Origin of the sequence: Spongiibacter thalassae, from assembly GCF_012272835.1 — a bacterium.
In the GTDB taxonomy this organism is placed as follows: domain Bacteria; phylum Pseudomonadota; class Gammaproteobacteria; order Pseudomonadales; family Spongiibacteraceae; genus Spongiibacter; species Spongiibacter thalassae.
This window is the reverse complement of the sequence record NZ_JAAWWK010000007.1, coordinates 180,017-195,128: the sequence shown is the minus strand read 5'-3', so window position 1 is coordinate 195,128 and position 15,112 is coordinate 180,017. Positions and strand designations below refer to the sequence as shown.

The following is a 15,112-nucleotide window of genomic DNA, read 5'->3' as shown; positions in this document are numbered from 1 at the left end:
AGTTTTCGATTCTCTGACTCGATGACGCGCCCATACCAGCTCCGATACCGGTTTCACACCTATCGCTGCGGGCCGCTCCTGCCACCCCGACTCGGAAAACACTCGGGTTGGCGGAAAAAAGTGCGGGAATTCTAACCGATAAGGCCTCTGCCTTCACGTAACGGAGGCACTTACTCGTTGGACGGAATATTCATCGACGTCGGCCATTGCCCCCTGAAGGCTTAAAACGGGCAAGCACGCGGCCATGTAGCCGGTGAAAATCGGCGGCGGCTTATGTTCCAGTCACACCTCTACCGGCTGGCCACCCTCGCCCCAGGACTTTTTCTTGCGGTAAATAGTGGACGCGCTCACCCCCAGCCAGGCCGCAGCCAAGGGAATATTACCGTCACACTGCCGAATAGCGTCCTCGATGGCATCGCGCTCTACCTGCCACAGGGGACGAATCACCTGGTCATGCTGATGATTGCTTGTCGGCGCCACAGGCTGAGGTACCGTGGCGGCCAGGGGCACGGCGCTTCCCGGCGTAGTCCGGCCAGAACCGGCGCTGGATGCGTTGCTATTGATCAGGGTGAGCATATCGGCGGTAACAACATCGCCGTTATTGATAACGACAATATTCTCGATAATATTCTGCAGTTCGCGAATATTACCCGGCCAGTCATACCGCCGTATTTTATCCACAGCCGCCTCGTCGAAATCGGCAAAGGCCTTCTGGTTTTCTTCGGCCTTTAGCTTCAGAAAATAGCGCGCGAGCAACAGCGCGTCATCAGCGCGGTCGCGTAATGGCGGCAACTGCACCGGAATCACATTCAGTCGGTAATACAAATCCTCTCGGAAACGTCCTTCTCCCACCTCTTTTGCGGGATCGCGATTGGTGGCACAAACAATGCGGATATCACTGTGCATTACTTTTTGGCCACCGACCCGACTAAACGTCCCCGTTTGCAAAAACCGCAACAATTTGGCTTGCAGATTCAAGTCCATTTCACACAATTCATCAAGGAACAACGTGCCACCGTCAGCCAGCTCCGCCGCGCCCTTGCGCTGGCTCACCGCACCACTGAACGCTCCTTTTTCATGGCCAAATATTTCCGATTCAAACAGGTCGGCAGGTATCGCCGCGCAATTTATGGCAATAAACGGGCCATTGTGCCGCGCACTGGCCTCGTGCAAGGCCACCGCACACACCTCTTTGCCGGTACCGCTCTCTCCGGTAACAAACACACTTGCCTTGCTTTTTGCCGCGCTATCCAGAACCTTGAATACCGTAGACATCGCCAGTGAGTCGCCGATGAATTTCTCACGAACGGAATTGCGCGGCGGCACTGCCGTTTTTTCGCCAGCATCGGGACTGATATCGACCTTCAACTGATTCTGGGCGCCATCTACTGCACTCAGCAAGCGCTCCTTCGAGAAAGGTTTTTCAATAAAATCAAAGCCCCCCAGGCGCATGGCATCCACTGCGACATCTATCGAACTGTTTGCGGTTACGATAACAACACGAGCTGGGCAAGACTGCCTGTTGATAAAACGCAATACCTCAAGACCACTGATATCCGGCAGACAAACATCCTGCACAACCACATCAGGCATACGCTCCTTGATCGCGACAAGCGCCGCGTGCCCCTCGACAAAATGTCGGGTTTCATAGCCCTCTGCTTCGAGATAGCTGCAATACAGGGTGCCGCTGGCAATACTATCCTCCACGACATATACCAGAGTTTTTTCACTCGCCATGATAACCGCCTTTATATTGTTGACTCGCTACGCTGCTCACAGGGACAACTCCTTCGCGCATTTCCATGTTTCCTTGGTCACGTGAAGTACCTTTTCTCCCGCTACCAGGAACTGCTTTCCATCTGCAGGGGGGCTTTCGTCCAATTGCCGCGCCAAATCAGCCAGCTCTTTGGCGCCATAAAGCGCCGCGGTGTTTTTCAAAATGTGGACCACCGCGTGAACCTCTTTATCATCGTTATGATCCAGCGCCGCGGCCATACGCGCCGCCAGGGCTTGTAGCTCATCAGCGAACAGACCGAATAACCTGTCAACTACCTCAGCGTCCAAATCGGATTGCATCTGCCGTATGACGTCGGCATCAAGCCGATATGTCGTCGGCCGAGCGTACTTGCTCACCAACGTTGACAGCTCGGCAAAACAAATTGGCTTGCTGATACAGCAATCGATGCCGCTATCGAGCATTTGCAGACGTCGGCTTTCCGAGAAAGCTCCACTCAACGATACAATTGGCACCATCGTATTGGGTGTTTTCGAACGACGTATTCCCTGAGCGACCTGGGAACCATCCATTCCTGGCATATATTCATCCAGAATCACTAAATCGAAGGGTTGCTTCAGGGCCTTGTCCAATGCTTCCTGACCACAGTGCGCTACCGTTACGTTGTGCCCCATTTTTTCAAGCATTGCCTGTCCAGCAGCCACGCTGGGCAGGCTATCATCGGCGAGTAAAATATTTAACATTGGGTTGTCGCCCCGGTTATTTTGCATGTAACGATGCAAAGCAACCTTTTATCCAGTTTAAAAAAATTTCTACATATCAATAAGATAAAAGGCTAATCACCGACAAAATCCAAAAACCCGGCGCCACAATGCAACGAATATTATTTTGCGTTGCATTTTGCAAATCATATTGCAACTTTAGCCAATAGTGACGCCTCAAACATCCGTATTTTCCACCAATTACTTAATCGGCACACACCGGTACTGTGCAATAGCCACACCGACGTACTAAGCTGAGCGCTAATGGCCAACTAGAGGTAAGCTCGTGGACAGCCCATTGAACACCCTGCCGTTACTTGATAACGCCACATTACAACAGCTTGAAGCGGACACCTCCGCCGAGGCCACTGTCGCCATCGTATCGGCAACAATTAGCGACTTACGTAAGCTTAGTCTATATATGGAAAGTGACTTGGCAACTCTCGACGTTGCTGACTTGAAAGCCCATGCACACCTGTGCAAAAGCGCCGCGGGCTACTGCGGCGCCGTGCGGCTGGTACAGTTATGTCGAGAACTGGAGTCCGCCTGTATGGATAATAACGAAGCCCAGCTTATAACGCTGACCAATCACGGCCGCGACACGGTTCCCGCAACGGAGGCAATACTGCAGGAATGGCTCGACCAACGTTGAATGAGCCACCCGCGATGACGATAAAAAAGGGCAAGCATTTGGCCGGAAAATTTATGGGCAAAACGCCACGCAAAAACATTCAGGAAGGAAGATCACCAACTCCTCCACTTATTCATCCAAACGCATTTCATGGAATGGCACAGGGGTTGCTTTACATTAAATTACGTTGTCCGCAAAACCCCGCGGATGAATAAGATTAACTCGAAAGAATACGGAGTTTAATATGAGCGACCTGTCTAAATCAGCGCTGCTACTGATCGGTTATCAGAATGATTACTTTGCCGAAGATGGCATTCTTCATTCGGTTATCGAAGAGTCTGCTGCGGTCACCGGCGCTTTAGCCAATACCCTTAACCTCCTCGACCAGGCAGGACATGAGTTCGGCCTGGTCATCTCCACGCCAATCATTTTCACCGAAAACTACGAAGAACTGGCCGACGCAGTGGGCATACTGCAAACCATCAAAGAAGTGGGTGCATTCAAAGCCGGGGCCACTGGTTCCCAGACTATCCCACAGCTGAAAAAATACGAAACAATTATTAAGGAGATACCCGGCAAGCGGGGATTGAATGCTTTTTCCAACACGGACCTGGAGGCAACACTGCGCAGCAATGGCATCGAAGAACTCGTGCTCGCCGGCGCGGTCACCTCCGTGTGCATCGACTCCACCGGGCGGCATGCTGCCGACCGAGGCTTCAATGTCAGCATCCTGTCTGACTGCACATCCGGCCGGACCACCTTTGAGCAAGAATTCTACTGCGACACAATTTTCCCCCTCTACGCCAAAGTAATTGCCCATAAAGCGCTGCTGGAACCCGCTCCGGTGATATAACGATGGCAGCCAGTGAAGCTGAAGCCCAGCTTATCCTCCACAACCGCATCCTTGAAGAACTCGGTGCAAAGCACCGGGAATTCGAGACTCTGGCTGAGTTGCTGGAGGAAATTGTCTTCCGCTGCGACGGCGCTGGGCATTTGACCCTGCTCAATGTCGCATGGGAGCATATCACTGGCTGGGAAGTACAGGAGTCGCTGGGAAAGCGCCTGAGCGATTTTCTCGTCGATGGCAATATCGCTGGAGAGTTGTCGAATTCATTCAGCATCAGTGACAGTATCTCATTGGAACTCCCTATTCGCGCGATTACCGGCCAGGTCAAAACCTTCAAATTGAAGGCTCGCAAAAAAAACGATACCTGGTATGGCTCGCTGCACGATATAACCGACCTGAACGCCACCCTCTTCGCCCTGCAAAACAGCCAGGCACAGGAAAGAAAGCTATCCCTGGTTGCAAGCAACACTGACAACCTGGTGATTATCACCGACGCCAAAGGATCCATAGAGTGGGTGAATAGCGCATTCACCGCGACCACTGGGTATGCCATCGAAGAGGTATTAGGACGCTCCCCCGGAAACTTCTTGCAAGGGCCGGAGACCAGCCAGGAAACCATCAGCTTAATGAGAGAGCATCTCCGCAAGGGAACCCCCTTTAATGTCGAAGTCCAGAACTACAGCCGCGACGGCGCTAGCTACTGGCTCGACATCGACTGCTTTCCCATCTTTGACGATAAAGGCGACATCAGTAATTTCATCGCCATAGAAAGAGTCATCACCCAGCAAAAAGAAGCAGAGGAAGCACTGAGAGAAAGCGAGCAGCACTATCGCAGCATTCTGGATACTGTCAGCGAAGCCATTTTCTATTGCAATGCCGACTTCAAGCTTCTGTATACCAACCCGGCCTGGGAAACCATAACCGGACATAAACTGGCAGAAGACAAAGATGCCTACCTCAGCCAGTTTGTACACCCGGAAGATCTGGCCCTATTGTTCAATTTTTCCACCAATACCGAAAAGCTGAACCGAGTATTCAAACAGGAGCTGCGCCTGCGACACAAATTCGGCAACTGGCGCCGCGTGGAGATCCAGCTGAGCAATAATCGCCTGCGCAGCAGTGGTGAGCTGCAGCTGACCGGCGCCGTGGTAGATATCGAAGAACGCTGGCAGGAAACCCAGGCAATCATTGGCGCAATGAAAGAAGCAGAGGCTTTGTCACAGGCCCGTACTCGCTTTATCGCCAATATGTCTCACGAAATTCGCACGCCGCTCAATGCCATTATCGGAATGAGTACCGTGCTTCAACAAACCCGACTCGACGCCGATCAAAAAGTCTGCGTCGACACCCTGAAGAATGGCGGCAAAGCCTTGCTCGCCCTGGTCAATGACGTCCTCGATTTATCAAAACTGGACAGCACTGAAATTGAACTGGAGTCCTCCCGGTTTGATTTGGCCAAAATCTGCGAGGAAGCGGTAGACATCGTATCGGCTACAGTAGAAGAAAAACATCTGCAGCTCAGTATGGCTTGCTCTGAAGGTGTTCCGCCCACGTTAATCGGCGACGCACATCGCGTAAGGCAATTACTGCTCAACCTGATGTCCAATGCGATAAAGTTCACCCACAAAGGTGGTATTTCCCTTCACCTCTCCTGGAACAAAAGCGGATACAACACGGGCATATTAACCATACAGGTAGAGGACTCAGGGATCGGCATTCCACCGGACAGGCTCAATAGCCTGTTTAACGCCTTTGTCCAGGCAGACCCATCGACAACTCGCCAATACGGCGGCACCGGGCTCGGGCTGGCCATTTGCCAACAAATCTGCAGTGCCATGGGCGGAGAGATATATGCCAGAAGCACCGTCGGAGAAGGCTCCACCTTTACCTGCCACCTGCCATTGGAATACGAGCCCACCCCGGCAACACGCACCGACATTTCGCTCCATGCGGTCAATCTGGATCAACGACATAGAGAGACCCTTGCGTCACTGGAGCACTGCCTCGGGCTGCACTGCAGTTACGAGGAAATCGCCGAAGCACCGTCGGTGATTACCGTTAGCGAACACGGCAAGGACACGCATCAAGTGGTCATTGATCAAAGTGCGCCGATTCTCACGCCCAACCGCCTGTGGAGCACTCTCCAGAGAACGGATGACGCTGCGGATATGCGAGAAAATGCCGACTCGCCGGAACCAAAAAGGCTGCGCATTCTGATCGCTGAAGACGCGCTGCCCAATCAGCTCGTCATCAGCGCTATGCTTAAGCAACTGGGCTACACCGACGTGACAATAGTGGAAAATGGCAAATTGGCGGTCGAGCACTGCCAACACCACGACTACGATATCGCACTGCTGGATATACACATGCCGGTGATGGATGGCGTTGCCGCCGCAACGGCTATTGCCCCCCTGCGTAAAGGGGGCACCCCGGTACTCGTCGCCGCCTCGGCGGACGTTACTAACGAGTCCCGCCAGGCAGTCAGTTCGGCAGGCTTCAATGAATGGCTGGACAAGCCCTTCACTCGAGAGGCCCTCGCCAGCCTTCTGGCCCGCGTAGAACAACTCCTGACCCAGCCCCCTCCTCCGGAGTCACTCCACTAACAGGCCCCGGTATTCTGGGCCACCGCAGCGCTAAGAATCCGCTAAGCAAAGTCATCACCCCCGGTTACCTTCCGCTATTTCACCGTTTTCTCGTGGATTGGATAAGCTAAAAAGCAAACAACCCATTGACTGATGCCCCCGCCACTCCTATGCGCGTTGCATTTTGCAAAGCATTTTAAAAACCGTGGAGGCAGCACTTCTACGCACCAATAATGGCACTGAAATATTAAACGTAACTCTTTGTTTAATATTTATATTTTTTAATATCAAATCAAACTCACCGGCTGGCCCGCAATCTGCAAATACCTTTGAAAATATTCAACCGGGGCCATCAGAGTATGCGCAAGCTACCGTTCCACCATCTGAAAGTATCAACACTCATCGCTGCCTGTGCGGCGTCACAGCTCGGCTGTTCGAACTTCGAGCGGCGCTACGACTACTCTGCGGAACAACCGACCACGGCCCCCTTTCATCGGATTGTTTCAGATCACGACAACGACGGCGTACGCGATTTCGGCGACCTCTGTGTCACCAACGGCGATAACTATTTTGTCAACAGCGACGGCTGCGACCCCTACCGGGAAGCGGAGCACTATCACCCCTTCGCAAGGCCCGAGCAGTGCAAACTCTTTCATACAGGGAGTAATCAACCATGAACAAAACCCGCACGATTTCAGCGGTAGCCTGCCCTGCCCAGGCTACCAACCTCAACAGCGCGCTGCCACGCGCGCTCTGCGTGCTGTTGATGCTGCTGGCCGCATGCTGGCCGGGCGACTCGGTCGCAGCCAAAGTGCGCGGTCTGGAGTTTATAGAGACCGCCGATGGCCGTCAGTCACGCAACAGCCGCGAGCTGGTGCAATGGACCCATTCCCGACTGGTCTTCTCCAAGACCCTGAAAAGAGTCGCAGTTGGCCAGGACTCCATTATGGAAGTCGAAGTACTGGGCGGCAACGAGGTACTGGCCCTCGCCAAAAAAGTGGGCCGCACGAGCATCATCGTGTGGTACACCGACGGGGGCACTGAAACCTTCCTGTTCAGCGTAGTTGAAGACCTATCGGTACTGCGCAGCGCACTGGACGATATCCACCCCAATATTCGCATTCAACTGGCCCCGGATCGCGCTGCACTGGTACTCCGTGGCCGTGTGCCCACCGTAGACTTCCGCGTCGCCGCCGAAAACGCCGCGAGAAACTATCTGGATGTTGCCCAGGGTCGCGATACCGGGGTCGATGTGCTGATGCAAAGTCCACTCAGCAATCCACTCATAGAAAGAGCAATGCAAACAGCCGGCTTTCGTGTAAGCAAAGACGACCAGCGAGGAATTAACGACCCCAAATCAGCACCCCGGGCCACAATTATCAATTTAATCCAGGTTGATACTCTGCCACTGTCAATGCAGGAAAAACTTCAAAAGGCGATCAACACTATTGGCGGCCAGGCAGTAACCGTACAGCGGATGCAACCCGGCGACATCGCCAGCCGCCACAACGACACGCTTCTGCTCACCGGCACGGTTAATACCCAGGTCGAACTGGTACGTGTGCTCAACGTCGCCTCGCGACTTTACGCGACAGAAAATCCCGACCAGGATATCGACGGCGGAAATATTCGCGCCATCGCAAACGAGTCCGGCGGACTGATGAGCCAAGCCTCCGGTAGAGGTTCATTTGGCCAATCCCAGGATAGCGTAGGCAACAGTGTCGATACCAATATTGGCCGCGCCAAAATGGTCTCTATCGCCAACGGTAAAATTCTGTCGATGATAGAAGTCCGCGACCTGCCCCAGGTAAGGGTTTCCGTTCAAATGCACGAAGTGAGTCGCCGCCGGCTGAAAAGCTGGCGCCCCGATATGACGTTGGTGAGTAACGGCTACGACAACAGCGGGACCTTCGGCCTGGGTGGCCGCAGCCAGGTTGGAGCGAACAGCTCGCAGCTCGAATCTGCCATTCAAGTGCTCGGCGGTACATTGCTCAATAATATTCAGGTGGGAGGAAGCGATATGGCCTTCGATCTATTGTTCTCACTGCTCGAAGAAGAGGGCATCTCCCGCACCCTGTCTCGGCCGACCTTGACCGTACTGGCAGGAGAATCTGCCACCTTCCGCGCAGGCGGAGAGGTGCCGGTTCCCCGCGCCTTTGCCCCCTCTGGACTGTCTGCTGATGACAATGTCGGCAGCAACGCCAACGGAGTGTTCAGCGGTACAGATTTCAAATCTTTTGGTGTCGAACTGGAGGTCCGCGCACTGGTGGACGAAAACGACCGTATTACTCTCGACCTGCGGCCAACCATATCCATGCCAGACACCCAGCTGACCCAGGATATCGCCAACAGCACCGGTAGCCAGTTGAATTCAGCGGCATTCAATGTACGCACGCTGAAAACCTCGTCGCGACTCCGCGACGGCCAGGCACTGGTGATCGGAGGTCTGGTCAGCAGAGATATCAGTGACAACGACAGCCACACCCCTGGATTAAGCAGTATTCCGCTACTCGGCAACCTCGCCAAGTCCTCGGCCAAAAGCGACACCGACAAGGAGCTCATTATTATCGTCACCCCCGCCATTGTCCGTGAAGCCAAGCACCAGGCGGTTCAATGGCAATTCAGCGACAGCTCGGAAATCTTGCAACGGGCGGTATCCACGAGTGTACAAAACAGCAACAGCCGTTATTAAGGAGCGACCATGAAAGCTATTATTCCAACTCTACGTGGCGGCATCGCCGTCCTGTGCCTGGCGCTAGGCGGTTGTGTATCCATGGACAACCACCGCAACCACCATCCCGACCCCTACGATCGACTCAGTCAATTAATGGGCTTGTATCAGGAGCAACGCCGAATTGGCAGCAGCTGCGACGAACTGTGGAAAGTCTCCAGCCCCTCGGTTGACTGTCAACGCATCCAGCGGGAAGTCGAACGTCTGTATGCGGAGTTTCCCAATGACAGTCGTATCATGATCGCCAACGCCACCTTACAGTTTCAGGCGGGACGACTCGACAAAGCACAGTTCACACTGGACCAACTGTTAAGCAAGCCGGGCTCCCACCCGGAGGCAGCACTATTGCGCAGCCAGATCTCTATGCTCGAGGGTAATAGCTCACGAGCCAGGGCTGTTTTACAACAGCAGATCGAATTGCGGCCGGACTACCATGAACTCCGCGAAGCACTGGCCGCGACCTATTACATAGAGGGAAAATATGAATCGGCACAGCGGGCGCTAAACATCGCGGGTCGCCTCGGCGCACCGGGCTGGAGAATTTCCTATCACCACGGCTTGATTCAGGAAGCACAGGAAAACTGGAGCAGAGCCTGCTCATACTACATGGTGTCATTGGAGCAAAAGCACAACTTTACCGCCCCCGCCAACCGCTTGATTGGCCTGAGCCACAACGAGGCCTGCCGAAGCTTGGCTGACCGCAGAGCCAGCTAACAGCGAAATCAATCCACCAGCCTACACACTGGCCCGCACTGCGGGCCTTTTTCATTTTTGCTGCGACAACCTGTCCGTGACTGGGTCGTCTTCCTGCCAAGCCTTCTGATATTACATAGCAACAGCTAAACTCCCGCGCACCTTCCTGCCGCCAACTCGCAGCGCTGCTCCAATCCGCTAGTCAGACGTCTATTTCGTTATTCAAAGCGTTGCGTATTACCCGCTGTAATACCAAAAGTCCGCTTTTTACCCATTACAATCTTTGGAGCATACCTGCGGAGCCAACATTCTAATAAAAATAGAAAACCCCTAACGAGTAACGAAAGTCGCACTACAAATAATCGAGATTACCCATGCGTGGGCACCGGTATTTTTCCAACTTAATACTTGATCTCACATTTTAACTATCAAATTGCCAAAAAATTCGCATTTTGCAATTCAACCCGGAAAAGCCGTTTCACAATCCCGCCTGCCCCAGCTCGAAACCCAGCTCGCCCGCCCACATAAAACACTTAACCAATTGATTTTTAAGGATTTTAAAATAAAAAAAGGAAATGCATCAGAACTGGTACGCGCCCTGCAATATACAAGACATGGAACAGTCAACCAGGGCTTAAACAGGGAAGGCGGTTCTTGAACTTCCCGATACTGATACCTGCCAGTATCAATATCGGGAGCAAAACTTCTCAGAAATGAGAGGACAACCAAACGGGGAGGAAGAGTCAGCAGCGACTCAACCAAGCCAAATTGAAGCACTGATCTAACACTTAATGTGTTAACGCGAACTAGCGATTCAAAAAACCTTTGAGGATTCTACAATGAAAGCAACTAAAAAATCAATTATGCAGCGCAAACAAGGCGGTTTCATCATGACTACTGAGCTGGTTTTGCTCACTTCAGTGATGGTCGTCGGTATGGTAGTCGGTCTTGTCAGCATGCGTGACTCGGTCAATGCCGAAATGGAAGACGTTGCAGAAGCTATCGGCGCACTCGACCAAAGCTACTCCTTCGACGGCATCCAAAACGTACAGGAAACCGCCTTTATTGACGGCTCTACCTTCACCGACGCTCAGGATGTTAACGCTGGCGACACCGTGGGCTTTACTTACACGGCCCCGTCAATCGAGTCGGCAAACGACACCCTCGGCGCGGCGCCCTTTGGCAGCGGCACCAGCTCTACTGGCAACTCTGCTGACCCCGGCCGTTAAGACCAAACGGGCGGCCTGGCCGCCCGTCTTTTCCAACTGACCTACCCTATTCGTTATTCTTCTGGAGGTTTCTATGAAACGCAAATTAACAGGCAGCGCAACCAGCTCAATGGTTCTGTTCTTCGCCTCCAGTGTTCTGGCTTCCGTTCTCGGCCTGCGCCAGGTTGATCGTCTCAACACTGAGCCCGGCTGGGTGGCCAGTATCGATTTGCCCGCAGGGCAATTCATTACACCGGCATTCCTGCGCCAGGAACGTATCAAATCCGACGACGTTGTTGTCACCGACCCCAACCAACTTATCGGCAAGCAACTGCGCGTCAACAAAAAATCCGGCGAAGCCTTTTCCAGCAAAGACATTGCTACGCCGAAGGTCAGAACCCTTGCCCAGGCTGTGCCTGCGGGCCGCGTTCTGTACACCCTTAAATCAGACCCCTACAGCATACCTGTAGATCAGCTTCGCGGCGGCGATCGCCTCGATGTGCTGGTTAGAAACCGCGGAGGCGTGCACAAGGTCGCCACTGACGTGCGTCTGATTGGCGTAATGCGTCAGGGTACATCCAGCCAGGGCGAAGGCGGAGGTGCGATGAGCTTATTAGCACCGAAGCGCAATGCAGCGGCCGGCAAACCGGTTAGTTCGCTTGTAGTCGCAGTTAAACCCCACGAGGTTTATCACCTGGCAACCATTGGTTCAGGCGACCGTGTCAGCCTTGTTCTTCACGGCGCTCGCGATATCGCCAGTGGCGGCCCACTCCACGTTGCCCCCAAACCGACACACCGTGAAGTAGAGATGGTTAACGGATTATCCCGCACAAAAGTTCAGCTGCGTCTGTAGAAGGAGAGACACCATGAGTATGAATGCGATGACCACCGCGGTACACAACAGCCACGACGCATCACCGGATTATTTTCGGCGCTTGCGCGGCTTTGTACACCGCCGCCTGATCGACGGCCTCGACGCCAATACTCCGCAGTCCCTCACTGACACAGACCAGCTGAAAGAACAGCTCAACGATATCGTCGATGACCTTGAGCGCAAGCGTCACCTGCGTATATCCCAGGGAGAGCGAGTACAACTGGAGCGGGAAATTCTTGAAGAACTCGGTGGCATGGGCCCACTCGCGCCGCTGATGCTCGACAAGGAAATCAGCGACATTCTGGTGAACGGCGCCAACGACATCTGGATAGACCGGCACGGGCAACTACAGAAAACCGACATTGAATTCGATGACGACGCCCACCTCCGCCGCTTCCTGGACCGTATTATCGCGCTGCAGGGTCGCCACCTCGACGCCAGCAATCCAATGGTAGACGCCAAACTCGCCGATGGCAGCCGACTGCATGCGGTAATTCCACCGCTCTGTGCCAATGGTGCGGTCATTTCCATTCGTCGCTTTCGCATGGACGATGTCGGCGCTGATGATCTGGTCAGCAGCGGTTTTATGAGTCAGGCAATGATGGACACCCTCCAGCTGGCGGTGAAAGCGGGCGTGAACATCGTTGTCGCTGGCAGTGCTGCAGCGGGTAAAACTACCCTGCTCAATGCGCTGTCTAAAAGTATTCCGCAAAACCAGCGGGTTGTGACCATCGAAGAAACCGCAGAATTGCGCCTGGACCACCCCCATACGGTAACGCTTGAGTCCCGCCCGGTGAATATGGAAGGCCGAGGTGGTGTATCACTGCGCGAGCTGGTACGAACCGCGTTGCGGATGCGTGCCGACCGCATTATCGTCGGCGAGGTTCGTGGCAGCGAGGTGATGGACATGCTGCAAGCGATGAACGTCGGCCACGAGGGCAGCCTTACCACCGTGCACGCTAACAGCTTGCAGGACGTATTGCGCAGGCTGGAGTCTCTGGCGTTAATGAGTGACGCCGATATTCCCCGGGAGTCCATCCGCGAGATGATCGCCTCGGCAATTCAGCTGGTGGTTCACGTAACCCGTTACCACGACGGCAGCCGTCGGGTCACCAGCATGGGCGAAGTGACCTGTGTCGACGACGTACTCAGCGTACAGCCCCTGTTCAACTTCAAATTTCAGCGTTCACCCCGCACCGGCGAACTCGTTGGCGAGCATCGCTATACCGGCGTTACACCGGCTTTTCTGGAGCACGCGAAATTGCGCGGCTACACCGTTGAGCTCGACTTGAGCCAGGAGGCGGGCGATGAGCATTGTTGATATTGGCGAATTAGCCCTCCTGCTATTCTGTATTTCCTTCGCGGCATACATTGGCTACCGCCGTTTTTCGCCAAGCTCAGTGGACGACTTGGGGAGTATCGCCTCGTGGGAGGAGGAGTACAGCGCTCGGCCACCGTCTCGCCTGAAGGCGCAACTGGACACCCTCAACCTCGGCATAAAGCCCCTCGTTATGGTCGCGACCGTGAGCGCGGTGTGTGCCTGCATTTGGCTGAGCATCCTCGAACTTTTCCCGCAGCGCCCCTGGGTCGCCGCCATAGCAGCCGGGACCGTTCTGGTTATCATTTTATTCGCGATAAACGACCTGTCATTGTGGCTGCGCCGGCGCTTTGAGGAGCAACTGGTTGATGCGCTGGACCTGATACACGCCGCTGTCGTCGGCGGGCTTGCCCCACGTCAAGCGCTGATCACCGCAGCCAAAGTCTCACCCAAAAGCTTGAAGAAAGAATTCAACGACGTGGTGATGCGCCTCGATTATGGCCTTAGTGTTCACAAGGCTGTTGAGCCCATGCAACGTCGCTACAACACTCAGGGAGTGCGCCTTTTCACCCAGGCCCTGGTCGCCAAGTGGCACTCCGGCAGCGATTTCGGCCTGATGGTCAAGTCGGTTGGCGACCTTATGCGCGACCAGATCAAGTTGCGCAAATTGATTGTTGGCCAACTGTCAGGTGCTCGCTATGCCGCGGTACTGACGGGACTACTACCCTACCTGCTGGTGCCCCTGTTCCTGTGGAAACAACCCGACTGGTTCGCCCCTCTGTATGAAAATCCCAACGGGGCGAACTATGTCCTCGGTGGGGTTGTCCTGCAGCTGATTTCCTTCCTGTGGTTACGCCGTCTGCTGAGGACTGAAATATGAATAACTGGTGGTTCGACCTACTGGCCATATCCCTCCTTGCCTGCATTGGTTTTATCGCACTGAAGGCACGGCAAGCCGAGATTAGCGACAGCGATAGCGCCGACGCTAATCTGTTTGAGGAACCTCAGAACACCCGCTGGACACTATACCCGCAGCAGCTCATTCGCCAGAGCGGTCTGGTGCCAAGAGACTTCCGCAGCGTGTACTGGCTGGCCAAGGTCGTCCCCTGCCTGCTCAGCCTATTGATGTACACGGAAACACCCGAGCACTGGCGCTCACCCTGGCTACTGGGGGGCGGTCAGGTTGCGGCCTTTATCGGAGTGGATCTTTGGTTGCTGCGACGGCGCAAGGCCCGCCGCGAGCAAATTGGGCGGTCTCTGCCCTTTTTTGTGAACGTTCTCGTGGTATACCTGAAGTCTGGGTTGGGATTGACCAAGGCCTTTGAAAATGCGGCCGAGTACGGGCTGGACAGAAAAAACGCACTGGCCCAGGAAGTGAGCCTGCTCAACCTGGAGTTTGAAGCGGGCCGATCGCGGGAAGAAGCCTTCGACAACCTCGCCCGCCGAACCGGCGTGAAGGAGCTGGAGCGACTCGCCGCGGTGCTGAGCGTCGGTTTCCACGTGGGCTCACCAGTGGCCGAAACCCTCCAGTCACAAGCAGAATTAATGCGGGTTAAACAGACACAAATGGGTGCAAAACTGGTCAACCGCAAGACGATGGAGGCCATGTTGCCGATGAGTCTGGTGTGCTTCCCGATGTTTGTGGTGTTGATTTTCTACCCCGCCGCCGCGCAAATATCCGACGTGCTATCTCTGTTAAAAGAACTATTCTAACAGCTAGCCCAAGCAAGAG

Annotated in this window: 13 protein-coding genes; 11 read left to right on the top strand and 2 right to left on the bottom strand. The window is 54.3% G+C overall.

Going from position 1 to position 15,112, the window contains the following annotated elements; genetic code table 11:
- Positions 1 to 282: 282 nt before the first annotated feature.
- Together HCU74_RS18280 and HCU74_RS18275 are read right to left on the bottom strand one after the other, a co-directional pair.
- Complete coding sequence (locus tag HCU74_RS18280; protein WP_168451876.1) at positions 283 to 1,737, bottom strand: sigma-54-dependent transcriptional regulator; 1,455 nt, start codon at positions 1,735 to 1,737, stop codon at positions 283 to 285.
- A gap of 36 nt (positions 1,738 to 1,773) precedes the next feature.
- Positions 1,774 to 2,478, bottom strand: a complete 705-nt coding sequence (locus HCU74_RS18275; protein ID WP_168451875.1) for a response regulator — start codon at positions 2,476 to 2,478, stop codon at positions 1,774 to 1,776.
- Positions 2,479 to 2,782: 304 nt separating this feature from the next.
- On the opposite strand from HCU74_RS18275, the gene HCU74_RS20350 reads away from it, so the two are divergent.
- The 11 genes from HCU74_RS20350 to HCU74_RS18220 all read left to right on the top strand — a co-directional run bounded on the left by HCU74_RS20350 (position 2,783) and on the right by HCU74_RS18220 (position 15,093).
- Positions 2,783 to 3,148, top strand: a complete 366-nt coding sequence (locus tag HCU74_RS20350; RefSeq protein ID WP_168451874.1) for an Hpt domain-containing protein — start codon at positions 2,783 to 2,785, stop codon at positions 3,146 to 3,148.
- 223 nt (positions 3,149 to 3,371) lie between these two features.
- Complete coding sequence (locus tag HCU74_RS18265; RefSeq protein WP_168451873.1) at positions 3,372 to 3,980, top strand: cysteine hydrolase family protein; 609 nt, start codon at positions 3,372 to 3,374, stop codon at positions 3,978 to 3,980.
- Positions 3,981 to 3,982: 2 nt separating this feature from the next.
- A complete protein-coding gene (locus HCU74_RS18260) occupies positions 3,983 to 6,577 on the top strand; it encodes a PAS domain-containing hybrid sensor histidine kinase/response regulator (protein ID WP_168451872.1) in 2,595 nt (864 codons plus the stop codon).
- Positions 6,578 to 6,915: 338 nt separating this feature from the next.
- Positions 6,916 to 7,233, top strand: a complete 318-nt coding sequence (locus HCU74_RS18255) for a hypothetical protein (protein ID WP_168451871.1) — start codon at positions 6,916 to 6,918, stop codon at positions 7,231 to 7,233.
- Positions 7,230 to 9,248: a pilus assembly protein N-terminal domain-containing protein gene (locus HCU74_RS18250; protein ID WP_168451870.1), complete on the top strand. Its 2,019-nt coding sequence runs from the start codon at positions 7,230 to 7,232 to the stop codon at positions 9,246 to 9,248. Before HCU74_RS18255 ends, HCU74_RS18250 begins: the two co-directional genes overlap by 4 nt.
- A 9-nt stretch (positions 9,249 to 9,257) precedes the next feature.
- The gene (locus HCU74_RS18245) at positions 9,258 to 10,001 is read left to right on the top strand and encodes a tetratricopeptide repeat protein (RefSeq protein ID WP_168451869.1); all 744 of its coding nucleotides are present in this window, start codon (positions 9,258 to 9,260) and stop codon (positions 9,999 to 10,001) included.
- An 818-nt stretch (positions 10,002 to 10,819) separates the two neighbouring features.
- Positions 10,820 to 11,209, top strand: a complete 390-nt coding sequence (locus HCU74_RS18240) for a hypothetical protein (protein ID WP_246864706.1) — start codon at positions 10,820 to 10,822, stop codon at positions 11,207 to 11,209.
- 73 nt (positions 11,210 to 11,282) lie between these two features.
- Complete coding sequence (locus HCU74_RS18235; RefSeq protein ID WP_168451868.1) at positions 11,283 to 12,041, top strand: CpaB family protein; 759 nt, start codon at positions 11,283 to 11,285, stop codon at positions 12,039 to 12,041.
- A gap of 13 nt (positions 12,042 to 12,054) precedes the next feature.
- Positions 12,055 to 13,383 (top strand): TadA family conjugal transfer-associated ATPase, encoded by a 1,329-nt coding sequence (locus tag HCU74_RS18230; protein ID WP_246864705.1) that lies wholly within the window; start codon positions 12,055 to 12,057, stop codon positions 13,381 to 13,383.
- Complete coding sequence (locus HCU74_RS18225) at positions 13,370 to 14,260, top strand: type II secretion system F family protein (RefSeq protein ID WP_168451867.1); 891 nt, start codon at positions 13,370 to 13,372, stop codon at positions 14,258 to 14,260. Before HCU74_RS18230 ends, HCU74_RS18225 begins: the two co-directional genes overlap by 14 nt.
- Complete coding sequence (locus HCU74_RS18220; protein ID WP_168451866.1) at positions 14,257 to 15,093, top strand: type II secretion system F family protein; 837 nt, start codon at positions 14,257 to 14,259, stop codon at positions 15,091 to 15,093. Before HCU74_RS18225 ends, HCU74_RS18220 begins: the two co-directional genes overlap by 4 nt.
- Positions 15,094 to 15,112 lie beyond the last annotated feature (19 nt).

What these genes read in the sequence shown, in the direction of transcription:
- HCU74_RS18280 (WP_168451876.1), bottom strand. Translation starts at nt 1,737, where the DNA reads ATGGCGAGTGAAAAAACTCTGGTATATGTCGTGGAGGATAGTATTGCC.
- HCU74_RS18275 (WP_168451875.1), bottom strand. Translation starts at nt 2,478, where the DNA reads ATGTTAAATATTTTACTCGCCGATGATAGCCTGCCCAGCGTGGCTGCT.
- HCU74_RS18265 (WP_168451873.1), top strand. Translation starts at nt 3,372, where the DNA reads ATGAGCGACCTGTCTAAATCAGCGCTGCTACTGATCGGTTATCAGAAT.
- HCU74_RS18260 (WP_168451872.1), top strand. Translation starts at nt 3,983, where the DNA reads ATGGCAGCCAGTGAAGCTGAAGCCCAGCTTATCCTCCACAACCGCATC.
- HCU74_RS18255 (WP_168451871.1), top strand. Translation starts at nt 6,916, where the DNA reads ATGCGCAAGCTACCGTTCCACCATCTGAAAGTATCAACACTCATCGCT.
- HCU74_RS18250 (WP_168451870.1), top strand. Translation starts at nt 7,230, where the DNA reads ATGAACAAAACCCGCACGATTTCAGCGGTAGCCTGCCCTGCCCAGGCT.
- HCU74_RS18245 (WP_168451869.1), top strand. Translation starts at nt 9,258, where the DNA reads ATGAAAGCTATTATTCCAACTCTACGTGGCGGCATCGCCGTCCTGTGC.
- HCU74_RS18240 (WP_246864706.1), top strand. Translation starts at nt 10,820, where the DNA reads ATGAAAGCAACTAAAAAATCAATTATGCAGCGCAAACAAGGCGGTTTC.
- HCU74_RS18235 (WP_168451868.1), top strand. Translation starts at nt 11,283, where the DNA reads ATGAAACGCAAATTAACAGGCAGCGCAACCAGCTCAATGGTTCTGTTC.
- HCU74_RS18230 (WP_246864705.1), top strand. Translation starts at nt 12,055, where the DNA reads ATGAGTATGAATGCGATGACCACCGCGGTACACAACAGCCACGACGCA.
- HCU74_RS18225 (WP_168451867.1), top strand. Translation starts at nt 13,370, where the DNA reads ATGAGCATTGTTGATATTGGCGAATTAGCCCTCCTGCTATTCTGTATT.
- HCU74_RS18220 (WP_168451866.1), top strand. Translation starts at nt 14,257, where the DNA reads ATGAATAACTGGTGGTTCGACCTACTGGCCATATCCCTCCTTGCCTGC.